Raw genomic sequence first — 16237 nt, 5'->3', positions numbered from 1 at the left:
CTTTGCGGCGCCCGGGCCAGGCGTGCTGGCTTTCGGCGGCGTTGACGGATAGAGCAGGCCGATGCGGGTAACGACGGACTTCTGGGTCTCGGCGCTGGTCAAGCGCCTCTTTTCCGGCGGCGGTTTCGCGGCGGTCCTGAAACGCGGATCGACCGAGGCCGGCGCGGTGTTCGTCATCCTGCGCGATCGCATGGGCGGCGCAGCACTTTTCGGGCCGGCGCCGCAGACAAGCTACGACACCGCAAAGCCGGAAGAGCGTATGTTCAACCGCTACGATCTCGCTGACGAGGCCGCCCTGGACGCGCGCCTGGAGAAGGAGAAGCGGTTCGACCCGGACATCTGGATCGTCGAGATCGAGCCCGGGCAGGGCGGCATCGACGAGTTCCTGTCGATCGCCGACCAGTGAATCAGCCTGCCGCCCGCCGTCCTGAGGCTGCGTTGCCGCCGTCGTCCGCCGGCGCGAGCCGTGCCGACTGGGCCGACGGCTGCCAGCGACCGATGCGCTGGAGTGCATCCTCGCGTCCGAGCGATGCGTAGCGCAACAGGAACAGGCGGATCGACTGCAGGTCGCCGAAGTGCGCCGGATAGTAGGCCGCGGTGACCAGGAAGGCCTTTTCGTCGCTCACGTCCAGAACCCTGAGAGCATCAAGCAGCCAGGCGTAGGAAGGATCGGCGCTGATTTCACGGATGGCTGCGAAGTCCTTCGCCAGAGCGTCGGCCAGTGCCGTCTGGAAGAAGGCTGCATGTCCGCTCAGCACCGTTTCGCGCAGCCGGTCGTAGGAGGTGCGGGTCCGTTCGCGCGTTGCCGAAGGCGTCGCGGCCGCCGGGCGCATCATCGCGCGCAGCCTTGTCCTGGCGTCGTCGGCTGCGCTGCCCGCTGCAGTTTCGAGATGAACATTCGCCGCAGCGTGCGACCGATCGGCGGCCCCGGTATCGCTCTGCCTGAGAGGCGCGACCTTGCGTTCAAGCACGGCGACCAGCCGTGCGATCGCAGGGTTGAGTCCGGGCCGGCGTCCGATCGCGCGCGCGTGACCGTAGCCGTGGCGGGCGATCAGGGCGATGAGGTCGATGTCCGTCAGCGCTCTCGATCGCATGAGCAATGGCGCAGCGATGTCGATGCTTTCGTCGGCGAGCCTCAGAACGAGCGCCGGCGGCGGCCAGGCGCATTCGGACAGCGCAGCCGCGACGTACCGCTTCGCCTCGACAGAAACTTCGTCGAAGAGCGGGAGAGCAAGATCCTCAAGCTGGACGATTTCGCGGCGGGAAGGGCGCGTGAGCGAACAGAACGCCGTCACGGCAGCGCGGAAGAGCCGCTCGGCCTTCTTCGCGTCGCTCTTGATGGTGATGTGACGGAAATCGGAAGAAGACACTCTTTGAACGCCCGAACGCACACGCTGAACCGCTTGGGCGATCCCGCTTGTACCGCCCGACGCCGTTCAAAATAGAACCGATCCGTTAAAGTCCTGTTAACCGTCTGCTGGCCTTATGAAGACGGAGGCGTTGCGTGGTTGCTCCGGGTCAGCCGAGAGGAAATCGCAGTCATGGGCAGCGTACTGGCATTCGCGCCGCGCGATGCGGCACCAACCAAGAAACCACCCGCAGCGGGCGCCACTGCGTCGATCGTGATCTTCCCGGGCGTGCGCTACGAGCGGCCCGACGACCGGTCGCAGGACGTGCGGACCGCGCGGGACGCGAGGCGGGAAAAGCCCCGGCACTAGTCCTTCGGCAAGGGCACCCAATTCGGGTTCATTCGTTGCTGCAGGCGGTCCTGGCCAGGAACTGCGAGGCGGTGGCGTCCCAGGTCGGGTCGGGCACGAAGTCGCGCACCACCACAATGCCTTCGCCGATCGGTACCTGGACGAAGATGGAGCGCCGGAAGTCCTCGGGCACCGCCTTGCGCACCTCGATCAACTGCGACGAGGTGAGGATGACGAAATCGAGCGTTCCCCTGTCGGTAGCCCGATCGTTGAACGAATACACGTTCTGACCTTCCCGATTGTAGATCGAAACCGACCAGAAGGGCACGTTTCCCGGCGCGCGCACATGAACAGGACCGTCGTCGAGGTCGAAGCGGCAGGCGGCGGCGTGGAAGAGCGGGTCGACCGCCTTGACGATCGGCGAACTGCTGTCGTCCGCGTCGATCCGCACGGCCTTGTAGTAGTCGGCCGCTTCGGCAAGGCTGGACCACGCGTCGCGTTCCGAAAAGGCGGGCAGCATCAACAGCACGCAGATGTGCACGACGCCCGCGCCGACGATCCCCAGCAGAACGGCATAGAGCAGCCTAAGCATCGCAGCCGACCATGATGATCGAGGGCAGCACCACGTCCGCGGCCCCGCTTGATGAGGCGATCGGCGTATCGAAGAAGGTCAGCACGAACGTCATCGGGCCGGAACCGGAGAGCGCCAGCCAGTTCCCGGGGGCGGGGTGGCGGCCGGCCGAGATGGCGATCGCGTTGTCGGCGAGGCGAAGCAACTGGAACGAGTGCAGCGCGCCGGCGCGACGCGATCCGCCGTGGATTACCGCGCCCGATGGGTCGGAGGCGTAAAGCGTCCAGAAGCGGGCAGGGGGAACCGCGCCCTCGATGCTGTAGGTGCATTCGCGCCTGAGCGGCGCGCCGTCGGCATCGGCAGTCGCCGTGAAGGCCAGCCCTTCGGCCCGACCGAGGGCCAGCAGGCCTTCGCGCGACGCGCGCGCCCGCGAATAGGGGTCGGCATCGGCGGTGCCGACATAGGGGTAGGCCGTCCAGCTTCCGATGGTGACAGCACCGAAGCCTTCATTCGCCTTCAGCGCATACCACACGCTCGCGCCGCCCCCGACGATCGAGATGAACAGCACGACGATGGTGAGGAAGACGGTTTTCAGCATGAGGCGCCAGGTGCGGTGATCCGCTTCCGATGAAGCGACGGGCGAGGCGCGCTAGAGCGCCGACAGCGTCTCGGGTTCGGGTGGTGCGTCGATGACGGGCTGATTGTGGAAGATCTCGGCGATGGCGCGCAGCGTCCGCGTGGTCGCGCCGGACAGGACCGGGCGGCGTTCGATGTCGCTGTAGTCGGTCTCTCCATCCTTGCTCTTCTTTTGCTTGGCCTGCGCCTTGGCAATGACCTGTTCATCGACGAACGGGTTTTCGATCCCCGGAATGGGCTTGAGATCGACGTTTTCGTGGGCATAGGTCATCAGCCGGTTCCAGACCATCGCCGGCAACGAACCGCCGGTCATCCGGCGCGTGACCGTGAAGTCGTCATTGCCGAGCCAGACGGCGGCCAGGTAATTTCCGGTGAAGCCGATGTACCAGGCGTCGCGGTAGGACTGCGTCGTGCCGGTCTTGCCGGCCGAACGGATCGTCGGGAGCGCGGCCCGTCGCGCCGTGCCGCGCTCCGGTACCTGAACGAGCATGGAATTCATGTACTGAACGGCGAGCGGCGTCAGCACGCGCTTGGGCTTTGGCGCGTCCTTCTCCCAATCGTACAGGACCTTGCCGGAGCGCGAGATGATCTGCGTAATGCCATGGCGCAGCCCGGCATAGCCGTCGTTCTGGAAGACGCTGTAGCCGGTCGCCTGGTCCATCACGGTCATGCCCGAGGTGCCAAGCACCATCGTCTTGTGCGGAGATACCGCGGACTCCACGCCCATCGCCTCCGCCATTGCCTTGATCGGCGGAATGGTCAGATGGTCCTTGGCAAGGCGCACGGGCACGGTGTTGATGGATTTGACCAGCGCCGTAGTGAGGTCCATGCCGCCGCCGTAGCTGCGCGCATAGTTTTTCGGCGACCAGTTGCCCCAGCTGATCGGGCCATCGGAGACGATGGAATCGGGAGTGAAGCCGTTCTCCATCGCGGTGGCGTAGACATAGGGTTTGAACGAGGAACCGGTCTGGCGCAGCGCCTTGGTGGCGCGGTTAAACTGCGACGCGCCGTAGTCGCGGCCGCCAACGATCGCGCGCACCGCGCCGCCGGCTTCCATGACGACCATGGCGCCTTCGGTGACGCCGTATTCCTTGCCGTGCTGCCGCAGATTGTATTCGACGGCTTCGTCGGCGGCGCGCTGGAGGTTCATGTCGATCGTCGTGCGCGCCACCATCGACCGCACGCCGGTCCGGGCAGTCAGCCGCTTGACCTCGTCGAACGCCCAATCGAGAAAATAGTCTGGCGTCTGGCGCTTGCCCCTGTCGATGACGCTCGCCGGGTGAAGGCGCGCCTGCAGCACCTGGCCGTCGGTCATGAAACCGCCCTGCACGAGGTTCGTCAGGACGACGTTTGCGCGCGCGCGGGCGGCCGGCAGGTTGACGTGCGGGGCATACTTGGCGGGGGCCTTGAAGAGGCCGGCCAGCATCGCGGCCTCGGCTAGGTTCAGGTCCTTCACCGACTTGCCGAAATAGAAGTCGGCCGCGGCGGTGATGCCGAATGTGCCGCCGCCCATGTAGGCACGGTCGAGATAGAGCTGGAGAATGTCCTTCTTGGTCAGGTTCACCTCGAGCCAGATGGCGAGGAACGCCTCCTTGACCTTGCGTTCGATGGTGCGCTCGTTGGAAAGAAAGAGGTTCTTGGCGAGCTGCTGGGTCAGGCTCGATCCGCCCTGGACGACCGAATTCGCCCGTACGTTCTCCGACATCGCGCGCAGCAGGCCGAGCACGTCGATGCCGTAATGTTCGAAGAAGCGGCGGTCTTCCGTCGCGAGCACGGCCTTGATGACGTGGTCGGGCATTTCGTCGACCGGGATCGACTCGCGCTGGATGATGCCGCGCTGGCCGATCTCGTTGCCATGGCGGTCGAGGAAGGTGACCGCGAAATCATCCTGCGCGCGCCAGTTGCCCTCTGTTTCCTCGAAGGCCGGCATGGCGAGCGCCAGCATCACGACCGATCCGGCCGCGCCCATCGTGAATCCCTCGCCGAGCAGTTCGAAGACGCCGCGCTTCCAGCCGGTGTAGCGGAAGCGCCGGAAGAAGATCGTCAGCGACTCCCAGATCTCGCGCGCCTTGAAGCCCGCCTCGTAGAGGGTGGAATCGATCCACGAGTCGATGGCCATCAGCCGTGTGGCTTTCGGCCCCCTCGATTTGCGCGGTGGTACTGGGCGGTTCATTACTGGGTCTTTGCCCCAAGCATCCGGCATGGGCTTGCCATCGAAATCTGGATCGCGGCAAGGGCGAACTCAGTGCGTCGAGCGCAAGCGCTTTCCGTCGTCTTGACCCATTTTTGACGCAGGGACAAGGGGAATGAGGCCCTGTCACGGCCTCGTGTCGGCTTTAGGGCGGACCTTGCGCCCGGAATCGGCCCGCCTATTGCAAATCGGGCACGGTGGCGCTCACCAGCGGGCCAAACGTCTGCCGGCGAGAGCGCCGACCGCCGCCAGCAGCAGCACCGCGAGAGGATACCAGGTGGCGACGAAGAGTGGTGAGTCGTCGGTGCAATGCGACGCGTAGAGGGTCGCCGCCAGCCCGCCGGCGACCAGGCCGGCCACGGCGCCGGCGCGCGCCGGCGCGTCAGGGGCGCCATGACGCAGCGCGAGCAGGAAGGCGGCAAGCGGTCCGGCGCCGATCAGGGGAATGAACGTCAGGCAGAGCAGGGCGTTGTTGCCAACCAGCCTCGATCCAAGCTCGCCTGCCGGCGCGACGACCAACTCGACCAGCACCGAGGCGAGCAGGAGCGCCGGCGCCAGCAGCAGGAGCGGAAGCCGCGCCCGAGCACCCGGCCGCGCCAAAGCGAGAAGCGCCCACAGGCCGGTCAGGAAAAGCACGGCCGTCACCAGGAACTTGTAGAGGAACCGCCAGGTTTCGGCGGCAGTCGCGATGTCAGGACGTGGACCGAGAATGGTCGCGAACAGCCCGGCGGCGACAAGAACCGCAGCCGCGAGCGCGAGCGCCCAGGCCTGCCCCATGGGGGCGGGCCGCCGGTCGTCGAGCGAGAGGGTCCTGATGAAGTGCTCCTGGTCCATCACATCCGTCCAAAGGTTCTGGCGATCCGGGCGAGGCCGCGATGCAGGGCGACGCGCACGGCCCCCTCGGTCATGTCGAGCGCTTGCGCCGTCTCGGCGATCGACCTACCGTCCACCGAAATCGCCGAGACGACAGACTGCTCGCGCGGCGGCAGGGTGGCAAGCGCACGGTCGATCTCGCGCTCGCTTGCACGGTCCTCGGGTTCGGGCGCGGGCGCGTCGAAGTCGCCGTCGACCGGTACCTCCAGCCTGCGGTTGGCCCGGCGAAACGCGTCGATCAGCTTGAAACGCGCGATCGCGTAAAGCCAAGGTCCGACCGGCGAGTCGTTGCGCCAAGTATGGCGCTTCAGGTGAACTGCAAGCAGCGTTTCCTGCACGATGTCCTCCGGGTCCAGCCCGCCAAAGGTAATGCGCCGCTGGGCGAAACGGCGCACCAGGCCGGCCGCGCGACGCAGGAAGTCGGCATAGGCCTGATCGTCGCCCGATAGGGCGGCATTCAGGAGCCGCGCAAGCTCCTCGTCTCCTTCGCCGACCAACCGAACACCTCGTTATTCGCGCGGCACGGCGCGCCCGTTACATCGGCGCGGACTATCCCCCAGCGGCCGGAAAATGTCGATCACGAAGCGGTGAACGCGTAACGCCCTACGTCCCAAGGGCGAAACACCCGGTGCCGCCGAGCAATCGCCGGCGTGTCCTTAACGGAGGTATCGACCATGAACCACAACACCATCGCCCTCGCGCTTGCCGGCTCGTTGACCGCGGCTCTGACCGGCGCCGCTTTCGCTGCGCCGATGACGGCCGAACAGATGCAGGGCAAGGAGAAGTGCTACGGCATCGCGCTGGCCGGCCAGAACGATTGCGCGGCCGGCGCCGGCACGACCTGTGCGGGCACCTCAACCAAAGACTACCAAGCCAATGCCTGGAAGGCTGTGCCGGCGGGCACCTGCACCACGATGGACGTGAACGGCCACAAGGGCATGCTCGAGCCGATGTGAGGCCGGGTTTCGCGGGGGCCGCCGACGTGGCGGCCTCCGATTCAACGTGTCCGCTGGAGTGAGAGATGCACAGGTTCGACGGCGCCGCGGCGCACCTTCCGGCACGGTCCGGGCTCGGGCTCAAGCCCGAACACTACCAGGCGATCTTCGACGGCGAGCCCGACGTCGGCTTCTTCGAAGTTCATGCGGAGAACTACATGGGCGCCGGCGGTCCACCGCATCGCTGGCTGGAGGCTATCGCCGAGCGCTATCCGCTGTCGCTGCACGGGGTGGCCTTGTCGATCGGCGCGGCGCGGCCGCTCGACAAGGCGCATCTCGCACGGCTGAAGGCGCTGGTCGAGCGCTACGCGCCGCGGAGCTTTTCCGAACATCTGGCCTGGTCCACGCATGATCTGGGATTTTTCAACGACCTGCTGCCGTTGCCCTATACCGAGGAAACCCTCGACCGCGTCAGCGCGCATGTCGACGAGACGCAGCAGGCGCTGGGTCGGCGCATGCTGATCGAGAACCCCTCCACCTACGTGCTCTTCGAGGAAAGCACGATCGACGAGATCGATTTCCTGGCGGCAGTGTCCGAACGGACCGGCTGCGGCCTGCTGCTCGACGTCAACAACGTGATGGTGTCGGCGGTGAACCACGGGCTCGATCCGCTCGCCTATCTCGACCGATTCCCGGTGGAGCGCGTCGGCGAGATTCATCTCGCGGGCTACGACGAGACGGTGGATGGCGCCGGCGAAAGGCTGCTCATCGACGCGCATGCGACGGCGGTGAGGAACGATGTGTTCGCCCTCTACGAGCACGTGCTGAGGCTTGCGGGACCGCTGCCGACACTGGTCGAGTGGGACAACGACGTGCCGGCCTTCGATGTCCTCTATGCCGAGGCTAGACGCGTGGATGCGGCGCTTGCGGCGGAAACGGCGCGGCGCAACTGCAGGGCTGCCTGACGATGGAGCCGACAGCCACAGATGAGACGGCTGGCTTTCGCGCGCGCCAGGAACAGTTTGCCCGATCGCTGACGGATCCCGCGGCCGACCTTCCGGCCGGCGTCACCACACGACGCGGTGTCGCCGACGCGACGCGCTTCGCGGTCTACCGCAATAATGTAACGGTCGGGTTGGTGAAGGCGCTCGAGAAGCGCTTTCCCGTGACCGCGCGGCTGGTCGGCGTCGAGTTCTTTGCCGCGATGGCGCGCGACTACATGCGCCGGGAACTGCCGTCGTCGCCGATCCTGTTCGACTATGGCGACGGTTTTGCGGACTTCATCGAGGCTTATGACGACGCCGCCGGCTTGCCGTACCTGGCCGACGTTGCGCGGGTCGAGGCGGTCTGGACGCGCGCCTACCATGCCGAGGATGCGCCGGCGATGACGGCAGCCGGGCTCGGGGCGATCGAGCCGCAAGAACTTGCCGGCGCGCGGCTTGCGCGCCACCCAGCTACCCAGTTGGTGCGTTCACCCTTTCCGGTCGGGTCTATCTGGGCAGCGCACCAGAAGGAGACGGTCGAGCCGCCGCGCGACTGGCGGCGAGAGACCGTGCTCGTCACGCGGCCGGACATGCAAGTGACGGTGTGCATCCTGCCGGAGCGCGATGCAGCTTTCGCGGCTGAGCTGCTTGCCGGCGAAACGCTGGGCGACGCCGCCGGCGTCGCGCTGGCGCGGGATGCGACCTTCGATTTCGGGCCGGCGCTGGTCGGCCTCGTTTCACTCGGCGCATTCCGCGCCCCAACGCAGCAGGGAAAGACACCATGACCGACCGGACGAGCCTACCCGAGCACACGGGCGTCGCGGGCATGATTGCGAGGGCGGAACTGTGGATGGCCGCGATCCCTCATGCGCTGCCGCTCCTGGCGCTGCGCTTTGCCCTGGCGGTTCCCTTCTACAAGTCGGGAATGACCAAGTGGGACGGGTTCCTTCAGCTTTCGGGCGGCGCCGAGTTCCTGTTCGGCTCCGAGTTCAAGCTGCATATCCTCGGCCAGCAGTATCCTTATCCGTTCCCCACCGCGGCCGCCTACGGCGCGGGCATCGCGGAAATTGTCCTGCCGGTCCTGCTTGTGCTCGGCCTGTTCACACGGTTCGCCGCGCTCGGCCTGCTGGTCATGACCGCCGTGATCCAGATCACCGTTCCAGAGGGCTGGGCCAATTTCCACTTGCCATGGGCGGCGATGGCGCTGACGCTGGTGGTGTTCGGCGGCGGGCGGCTTGCGCTGGACGGATTCAGACGCGCCGCCGCCATATAGGCATGGTAAAAATTCCTAGGAAAATTATCCTTGACTGCGTGACGGTGAACTGGTAGGGTTCAACTATCGTCCCAAAAGTGTGGGATTGGCGGCCAGCGAGGGTGCTGGCGCAGAAAAAGCCGGTGTCTTCCGGGTGATCGGCCGAACCCATTTCGTCAAGGAGCGTGACCATGAAGCGCAGGCCGCTGGCCGTGTGGCGGGCGAGGCGCGCGCTGATCGAGGGAGCGCGCCCCACCATCGAACTGGTGGCGCAGGCGAGTGGTTGCTCCGGGCGGAATCTGGCGGCGATCGCCGAGCGGGAGGGCTGGCGTCTCGACCGCGCGCCCGAGGACGAGATCGGGGCAAAGGTGCGTGCGGTCGCCGGGATGCTGCTTGAGCGCGTCGAGGCGGCCGGGCGCTCCGTCCTTGAGAACGGCGGCAACATCAACAAGAGCGAAATCGACGCGCTGTCCCAGCTGATCAGGAGCCTGAACGGGCTGATCGGTCTCGGCGGGGACGCGCGGTCGCAGCAAATCGCCAGGGAAAAGCAGATCAGGCGGGATGAAGACCGGGCCGCAATCCTCATGCGCGTCAACGAGCGCATCGTCGAACTCGCGCAGGAACTTGCAGGAAAAATGGCTGAGGGAAACCTTCGGCAATGACGGACAAGATCTGGTCGAGGCGGCATGGTTCATGTCCGCCCGGTTGGAGCAATACCCGATAAAGCAGGATACCGGTGCCGGCGCCCCGGCCTGCTGGCTCGTGACGGGCGGTCGCGGGTCGGGCAAGACCAGACTGGGCGCCGAATGGGTGAACGGGCTGGCGCATGGGATGCCGCCCTTTTCCAGCGGGCACCGATACGAACATTTCGCGCTGGTGGGCGAGACGCTTGGCGACGTGCGCGAGGTGATGATCGAAGGGCCGTCGGGCATCTGCGCGATCGCCACCGACGAACGGCCGCGCTACGAGACATCGCGCCGGCGCCTCGTCTGGCCGAGCGGGGCGGTCGCGCATGCGTTTTCCTCGGAAGACCCGGAGAGCCTGCGCGGGCCGCAATTCGAGGCCGCGTGGTGCGACGAGGCGGCCAAATGGAAGAACGCCGAGGCGACGTTCGACATGCTGCAGTTCGGACTGAGGCTCGGCCCGCGCCCGATGCAGATCATCACGACGACCCCGAGGCCGACCAGGCTGATGAGGCGGCTGATCGCCGATCCGGCGGTGACGCATGCCAAGCTGTCGACCGAGCGAAACGCGGCGAACCTGTCGGCGGGGTTCTTCGCGGCGCTGTCAGAACGCTACGGCGGCACACGGCTCGGGCGGCAGGAACTGGAAGGCGAGTTGATCGAGGATCGCGAGGACGCGCTTTGGTCGCGCGAGATGCTGGTCGACGCCAGGGTCGCAGAGGCGGGCGCGCTGCGGCGGATCGTGGTCGCCGTCGACCCGCCGGCCGGCTCCAGAAAGACTTCCGACGCCTGCGGCATCGTCGCGGCGGGGCTCGATGACGAGGGCAGGGCGGTGGTGCTGGACGACGCGACGCTGAAAGCGGCGCAGCCGCAGGCCTGGGCGAGCGCCGCGGTGGCGGTCTACCGCCGCCTCGAAGCGGATTGCATCGTCGCCGAGGTGAACCAGGGCGGCGACATGGTGACGGCGGTGATCCGCACGGTGGATGCGACGGTGCCCGTCAAGGCGGTGCGCGCCAACCGGGGAAAGTGGCTGCGGGCCGAACCTGTCGCGGCGCTCTACAGCCGGGGCAGGGTCCGTCATGCCGGGCGGTTTGCCGAACTCGAGGACGAGATGTGCGACTTCGGTCCGGACGGGCTTTCGGGAGGGCGTTCGCCCGACCGGGTGGACGCGCTGGTCTGGGCGATCACGGACCTGATGCCGCGGGCCGGCGCGGTGCCGAGGATACGCGACTTCTGAGTTTGCAGCCGGCTCACGGCGGTTTTCAGAGAAAGAACACGATGGCTTGGAACTGGCCCTGGATGGCGGCCGGCGGAAACGTCGCGCCCGACAACAAGAGCGGGCTCGGCTTCGTCGCGCTGCATGCGGCGGGCGAGGCGCGCTGGACCCGGCGCGACTATGCGGCGCTTGCGCGCGAGGGGTTCATGAAGAACCCGGTCGTGCACCGCTCGGTGCGGCTGATATCGGAGACGGCCTCGGCGGTGCCCTGGCTGCTCTACGAGGACGGCGATGAGCTCGACACGCATCCGCTGCTCGACCTGCTCGAGCGGCCGAACCAGCGCCAGGCGGGCGGATCATTCCTGGAGGCCCTTTACGGGCACCTGATGATCTCGGGCAGCGCCTATGTCGAAATGGTCGAGGCGGGCGGGGATGCGCGCGAACTGCATCTGCTGCGGCCGGATCGCGTCTCGGTGCTGACCGATGCGTCCGGCTGGCCGACCGCGCTGGACTATCGCGAGGGGAGTGCGAAACGCAGGATCGGCCTGGGACTGACGGGCGAGGGCGCGCTGCAGCTTTCGCTCTTCCATCCGCTCGACGATCACTACGGCTTCGCGCCGCTGGAGGCGGCGCTGATGGCGCTCGACATCCACAATGCGGCCGGGCGCTGGAACAAGGCGCTGCTCGACAATTCGGCAAGGCCGTCGGGCGCACTGGTCTATGCGCCGAAGGAGGGCGGCAACCTATCCGACGAACAGTTCGACCGGCTGAAAGCGGAGCTGGAGGACGGCTATTCGGGCGCGGCGCGGGCAGGGCGGCCGCTGCTGCTCGAAGGCGGGCTCGACTGGAAGGCGATGGGGCTGACGCCGAAGGACATGGATTTCGTCGAGGCCAAGCACGGGGCGGCGCGCGACATCGCGCTCGCCTTCGGCGTGCCGCCGATGCTCCTGGGCATCCCCGGCGACAACACCTATGCCAACTACCAGGAGGCCAACCGCGCCTTCTACCGCATGACCGTGCTGCCGCTGGTGGCGCGCACGGCCAAGGAGTTTTCGACCTGGCTGGCGCCCGCCTTCGGCGAGAGGCTGAAGCTCTGGTACGACGCCGACCTGGTCGAGGGGCTGACGGCCGAGCGCGATGCGCTGTGGGCTCGGGTCGGCGCGGCGGGCTTCCTCAGCGACGACGAGAAGCGGGAGATGGTGGGGTACTCGCCGCGAGACGGGCTGAGCGGCAAGGCGGGGTTTCGGGCCGATCAGCCAAGGGTGCCGAGAGGGCGGACGGGTGGCGGACGGTGGACTGACGATGGGGATGGCTCGGTTGTCTTGGTGGCGAACCGTCCGCGCGGTTCAGGAGGTGGCAGGCGTCAGATCGCCGGGCGCCAGGTCGACGTGACGCCAGCTCAGGCGACGCGGCTGGAGATCAGCCATGCACAGATGCAGGCGGCGATACGGCGAGTCCGTGAACTGGAGCCGCGATGGAAACCCAGACCAAGCGCCTATGAAACAGTCGAAGGCGAGATCGCCGCGAACAAGGCCGCAGCGCGCCAGGCTTTGGACAGGCTTTTCGAATTGCAGCGCGGTGGCGTTGGTCCCGGTCCTTACGCGGTAGAGTCGCAGCCGGCCCGGAGCCCGAGCAGAAGATGGACCGCCGAGGAAATCCGTGAAAACAATCGAATTGGCAGAACCTACGGATGCCACGGCTGTGGAACCAAAGATCCCGGGACTTGGAGTGGGAACTTCTATTTAGATCATCAGTTGCCAAATGCCTGGAATTCTACAGGGCTGGCGCAGCGCTTGTTCCCCCATTGTGCTACTTGCAGTCGTCGTCAAGGAAATTGGCTTCAGAGAAATAAGCCGGAGGGATATGATGGCTGAGACTGTTGCGATCGCCCCCCCCAATGCCTTGCTGTTTATTTCGGATTCGTCCGGCGGTGCCGCGCCCGAGTTTGTGGAAAACAGGCCAATCCGGTCGACAGATACAGTCATCTCGGTGGACTGCCTTCCTGACATGGATGGCGAGACGCGCGTTACCCTTGGGGCCGCAACAGAGGTTGGCATGGCGGGGCCACCGGTTTTCGATGGAACGATCAAGACGCCCACCAAGGGTCTCCTTGTCTCGACGGTAGAGCACGAGGAAATCCTGGCCGCCGCTGTGCCATCTTTGGAGACGAGAATCCGAATCTGGACCAGCAGAACGGTGGATCCAGATGACAGTGTTATAGCCTGGGGCGGCTAAGTGGATACGACACAAATAATGTGGCGGGGAGGATCAAGGAGCTGTCCCCGGCTTTCGGCGAGGCGCTGAAGCTCTGGTACGACGCCGACCTGGTCAAGGGGTTGACCGCCGAGTGTGACGCGCTTGGGCGCAGGTCGGGGCGGCAGCGCCAGACAAGGCGGAAACCTAAGGAAGCTTTTCCATGGCCGATAGAATCAAGCGCGCTATGCAGAATGGCCTGTTTTTCGTGGAAGACCTCGCGGGTGGTCGTCCACCCTTTCCGGTGACGGAAGAAATAATCCAGTTTACCTCTTCCTGCATATCGGTTGTCTGCCTGCATGAAAATTGACGGCGAGGCTGAGTTGATTTTGGGCCGGGCCGACGAGGTGATGCCGGCGTATTGAAGCCGAGCAACGTTTCGGCTGCGGCGGTTCGTGCAACCTGTACCGCAGGGAGTTTGACATGACGGATATTTCCGGCGCCGCCTGGCTATGGGCGGCGAAGGGCGCCGGCGCGGTCGCGGGGTCGGCCGTGTCGCTGGCCTACATCCTGCCGCATGGACGGCGCGAGGCGGCGGCGCGGTTTGCGGTTGGGGTCGTGTGCGGGCTGGTCTTCGGCGGCACCGCCGGCCTGAAGATCGCGGTCGAACTTGATGTGCAAAGATTGATCGGGCCGGTCGAGACAATGTTGATGGGATCAGCGGCGGCGAGCCTGTGCGCCTGGTGGGCGCTGGGGGCGCTGCTGCGGGTGTTCCGGCGCCGGTAAGGCTGCCGGCCACTTCGGAAGAACTCGCACGTCAAAAGAGCTTCACGCTGGAAGCACCCCCACTCCGTCTCGCCCTGCGGGCGAGCCACCTCTCCCCCTGCCCGGGGATGAGGATAGTTAACCGCCGAGGGCGACGCCCCGCAGCACGACATGGAAAAAAGGAAAAAGCATGATCGGCGAACGCAAATTCGTCGGGCTGACGCTCGACGCGGTCGAAGAGCACGGCGTGTTCTCGGGCTATGCGAGCTTGTTCGGACGCGTCGACCTCGGCAAGGACGTTGTCGAGAAGGGCGCCTTTTCGGCGTCGCTGAGGGCGCGGGGCGCGGCGGGCATCCGCATGCTGTTCCAGCACGATCCGGCCGAGCCGATAGGCGTGTGGACCGAGATCCGCGAGGATGCGCGCGGGCTGTTCGTGCGGGGACGGCTGACCAAGGCTGTGGCGCGGGCGCGCGATGTGCTGAGCCTGATGAAGGGTGGCGCGCTCGACGGCCTGTCGATCGGATTTCGCGCGGTGAAGGCGCGAAAGGACGCCGCGAGCGGCGTGCGCCGTATCCTCGAGGCGGACCTCTGGGAAATCTCGGTGGTGACGTTTCCGATGCTGCCCGAGGCGCGCATCGACACGGTGAAGGGGCGTCGGCTGCCGACGACACGGGAATTCGAAAGCTGGCTCACGCGGGATGCGGGGCTGACGCGCGGCGAGGCCCGCTGCGTGATCGCGAGGGGTTTCGCCGTTCTGCGCGCGCGGGACGCAGCGCCGGAGACAAGCCTGGCGGGCAGGATCCGCGAGGCCACACGCATGATGACAGCCAAAACGAGATGGGAAACCATACGATGACGGAACAGAACCTTGCCCGCGCGCCGGAAGTGAAGTCGGCGAGCGGCGAACTCTCGGAAGCCTTCGACGAGTTCATGACCACCTTCGAGGCGTTCAAGGACAGCAACGACCGCCGCCTGGCCGAACTGGAAAGCAAAGGCGCAGACGTGCTGACGGTCGAGAAGGTCGACCGCATTTCGCGCGCGCTCGACGAGCAGAAGCGTGCCATCGACAATCTTTCGCTGAAACGGGCGCGGCCGGCGCTCGGCAGGGACGCACCGGCAGCCCCGTCCGAACACAAGCAGGCCTTCGACAGCTACATGCGATCGGGCGACGACCGCCTGATCCGCGCGTTCGACACCAAGGCGATGTCCTACGGCTCCGGCCAGGACGGCGGCTACCTGGTGCCGGACGAGACCGAAGCCGAGATCGGCAAGAGGCTGGCGGAGCTGTCGCCGATCCGTTCGATCGCAAGCGTGCGGCAGGTGTCGGCGGCGGTTCTGAAGAAGCCCTTCTCGGTGACCGGGCCGGCGGTCGGCTGGGTGGCCGAGACGGCGGCGCGCCCGCAGACGAACACGGCCACGCTCGCCGAACTCTCCTTCCCGACGATGGAGCTCTACGCCATGCCGGCGGCGACGGCGTCCCTGCTCGAGGACACGGTGGTCGACCTCGACCAGTGGATATCGAGCGAGGTCGAGGCTGCCTTCGCCGAGCAGGAGGGCTCCGCCTTCGTCTCCGGCGACGGCGTCAACAAGCCGAAGGGCTTCCTGGACTACGCGGAGGTTGCGGAGGCGAGCTGGGTCTGGGGCCAGATCGGCTACGTCGCGACCGGGGTTTCCGGCGCGCTGCCGGCCAGCAATCCGTCCGACATCCTGATCGACCTGATCTATGCGCTGAAGTCGGGCTATCGGCAGAACGCCAACTGGGTGATGAACCGCAAGACCCAGGCGTCGGTGCGCAAACTGAAGGACGCCGACGGCAACTATCTCTGGCAACCGCCCGCGGCGGCCGGCCAGCGCGCCGCGCTGATGGGCTTCCCGCTGGTGGAGGCGGAGGACATGCCCGACGCCGGCGCCAACACCACGCCGATCGCCTTCGGCGATTTTTCGCGGGGCTATCTCATCGTCGACCGCACCGGAGTGCGGGTGCTGCGCGATCCCTATTCGGCCAAACCCTACGTGCTGTTCTACACGACCAAGCGCGTCGGCGGCGGCGTCCAGGATTTCGACGCGATCAAGCTGCTGAAGTACGGCACGACCTGATACCCAACCGCCGGCGTGGTCTTCCGGTCGGGCCGGGAGGTGCAGTCTTGCCGGCCCAAGCCCCGATTGGCAGCACCGGAACGCAGCCGCAAATGTTGCCCGGCGCCTGCCGCCGCGGTCCCGGCCCCTCCATCGGGACCGCGTC

Annotated in this window: 19 protein-coding genes and 1 pseudogene; 14 read left to right on the top strand and 6 right to left on the bottom strand. The window is 66.4% G+C overall.

All coding sequences use genetic code 11. The features are described 5' to 3' along the window. Positions 1 to 61 precede the first annotated feature (61 nt). Positions 62 to 406, top strand: coding sequence for a DUF1491 family protein (locus ABUE31_RS12630; protein ID WP_367723955.1), 345 nt, complete (start codon positions 62 to 64; stop codon positions 404 to 406). 1 nt (position 407) lies between these two features. On the opposite strand, the gene ABUE31_RS12625 is transcribed toward ABUE31_RS12630, so the two are convergent. Then, the gene (locus tag ABUE31_RS12625; RefSeq protein WP_367723954.1) at positions 408 to 1370 is read right to left on the bottom strand and encodes a hypothetical protein; all 963 of its coding nucleotides are present in this window, start codon (positions 1368 to 1370) and stop codon (positions 408 to 410) included. A gap of 171 nt (positions 1371 to 1541) precedes the next feature. On the opposite strand from ABUE31_RS12625, the gene ABUE31_RS12620 reads away from it, so the two are divergent. Next, entirely contained in the window at positions 1542 to 1718 is a 177-nt protein-coding gene (locus tag ABUE31_RS12620; protein ID WP_367723953.1) for a hypothetical protein, read from the top strand. A gap of 28 nt (positions 1719 to 1746) precedes the next feature. Here ABUE31_RS12620 and ABUE31_RS12615 read toward each other — a convergent pair whose 3' ends face one another. The 5 genes from ABUE31_RS12615 to ABUE31_RS12595 all read right to left on the bottom strand — a co-directional run bounded on the left by ABUE31_RS12615 (position 1747) and on the right by ABUE31_RS12595 (position 6465). Next, a complete protein-coding gene (locus ABUE31_RS12615) occupies positions 1747 to 2289 on the bottom strand; it encodes a DUF1254 domain-containing protein (RefSeq protein ID WP_367723952.1) in 543 nt (180 codons plus the stop codon). After that, positions 2282 to 2866, bottom strand: a complete 585-nt coding sequence (locus tag ABUE31_RS12610; protein ID WP_367723951.1) for a DUF1214 domain-containing protein — start codon at positions 2864 to 2866, stop codon at positions 2282 to 2284. Before ABUE31_RS12610 ends, ABUE31_RS12615 begins: the two co-directional genes overlap by 8 nt. A gap of 51 nt (positions 2867 to 2917) precedes the next feature. Continuing rightward, positions 2918 to 5077 (bottom strand): transglycosylase domain-containing protein, encoded by a 2160-nt coding sequence (locus tag ABUE31_RS12605; RefSeq protein ID WP_367723950.1) that lies wholly within the window; start codon positions 5075 to 5077, stop codon positions 2918 to 2920. A gap of 222 nt (positions 5078 to 5299) precedes the next feature. Beyond that, on the bottom strand, positions 5300 to 5929 hold the full coding sequence (locus ABUE31_RS12600; RefSeq protein WP_367723949.1) for an NrsF family protein: 630 nt from the start codon (positions 5927 to 5929) through the stop codon (positions 5300 to 5302). Continuing rightward, positions 5929 to 6465, bottom strand: coding sequence for a sigma-70 family RNA polymerase sigma factor (locus ABUE31_RS12595; protein ID WP_367723948.1), 537 nt, complete (start codon positions 6463 to 6465; stop codon positions 5929 to 5931). The genes ABUE31_RS12600 and ABUE31_RS12595 overlap by 1 nt, the downstream gene beginning before the upstream one ends. Positions 6466 to 6642: 177 nt before the next feature. On the opposite strand from ABUE31_RS12595, the gene ABUE31_RS12590 reads away from it, so the two are divergent. From ABUE31_RS12590 to ABUE31_RS12535, 12 genes and pseudogenes are all read left to right on the top strand, one after another. Then, positions 6643 to 6924 carry a BufA1 family periplasmic bufferin-type metallophore gene (locus tag ABUE31_RS12590; RefSeq protein WP_367723947.1) on the top strand — a complete coding sequence of 94 codons (282 nt, stop codon included), beginning with the start codon at positions 6643 to 6645 and terminating at the stop codon, positions 6922 to 6924. Between the two features lie 65 nt (positions 6925 to 6989). Continuing rightward, complete coding sequence (gene bufB / locus ABUE31_RS12585; RefSeq protein ID WP_367723945.1) at positions 6990 to 7868, top strand: MNIO family bufferin maturase; 879 nt, start codon at positions 6990 to 6992, stop codon at positions 7866 to 7868. Between the two features lie 2 nt (positions 7869 to 7870). Continuing rightward, positions 7871 to 8671, top strand: a complete 801-nt coding sequence (locus ABUE31_RS12580) for an HvfC/BufC N-terminal domain-containing protein (protein WP_367723944.1) — start codon at positions 7871 to 7873, stop codon at positions 8669 to 8671. Beyond that, complete coding sequence (locus ABUE31_RS12575) at positions 8668 to 9159, top strand: DoxX family protein (RefSeq protein ID WP_367723943.1); 492 nt, start codon at positions 8668 to 8670, stop codon at positions 9157 to 9159. Before ABUE31_RS12580 ends, ABUE31_RS12575 begins: the two co-directional genes overlap by 4 nt. 170 nt (positions 9160 to 9329) lie before the next feature. After that, positions 9330 to 9800 carry a hypothetical protein gene (locus ABUE31_RS12570; RefSeq protein WP_367723942.1) on the top strand — a complete coding sequence of 157 codons (471 nt, stop codon included), beginning with the start codon at positions 9330 to 9332 and terminating at the stop codon, positions 9798 to 9800. Between the two features lie 31 nt (positions 9801 to 9831). Further along, complete coding sequence (locus ABUE31_RS12565; protein ID WP_367723941.1) at positions 9832 to 11058, top strand: DNA-packaging protein; 1227 nt, start codon at positions 9832 to 9834, stop codon at positions 11056 to 11058. A 41-nt stretch (positions 11059 to 11099) separates the two neighbouring features. Further along, positions 11100 to 12260, top strand: a pseudogene (locus tag ABUE31_RS12560) (phage portal protein); the annotation flags it as partial. A gap of 643 nt (positions 12261 to 12903) precedes the next feature. Next, on the top strand, positions 12904 to 13272 hold the full coding sequence (locus ABUE31_RS12555; RefSeq protein ID WP_367723940.1) for a hypothetical protein: 369 nt from the start codon (positions 12904 to 12906) through the stop codon (positions 13270 to 13272). 181 nt (positions 13273 to 13453) lie between these two features. Beyond that, positions 13454 to 13600 (top strand): hypothetical protein, encoded by a 147-nt coding sequence (locus ABUE31_RS12550; RefSeq protein ID WP_367723939.1) that lies wholly within the window; start codon positions 13454 to 13456, stop codon positions 13598 to 13600. Positions 13601 to 13713: 113 nt separating this feature from the next. Continuing rightward, a complete protein-coding gene (locus tag ABUE31_RS12545; protein WP_367723938.1) occupies positions 13714 to 14016 on the top strand; it encodes a DUF6107 family protein in 303 nt (100 codons plus the stop codon). A gap of 169 nt (positions 14017 to 14185) precedes the next feature. Beyond that, positions 14186 to 14851 carry an HK97 family phage prohead protease gene (locus ABUE31_RS12540; RefSeq protein WP_367723937.1) on the top strand — a complete coding sequence of 222 codons (666 nt, stop codon included), beginning with the start codon at positions 14186 to 14188 and terminating at the stop codon, positions 14849 to 14851. Then, positions 14848 to 16092: a phage major capsid protein gene (locus ABUE31_RS12535; RefSeq protein WP_367723936.1), complete on the top strand. Its 1245-nt coding sequence runs from the start codon at positions 14848 to 14850 to the stop codon at positions 16090 to 16092. Before ABUE31_RS12540 ends, ABUE31_RS12535 begins: the two co-directional genes overlap by 4 nt. Positions 16093 to 16237 lie beyond the last annotated feature (145 nt).

The organism is Mesorhizobium marinum (genome assembly GCF_040813675.1).
Lineage (GTDB): Bacteria > Pseudomonadota > Alphaproteobacteria > Rhizobiales > Rhizobiaceae > Mesorhizobium_K > Mesorhizobium_K marinum.
Note: the sequence above shows the minus strand (reverse complement) of the source record. Positions and strands in the feature narration are given on the sequence as shown.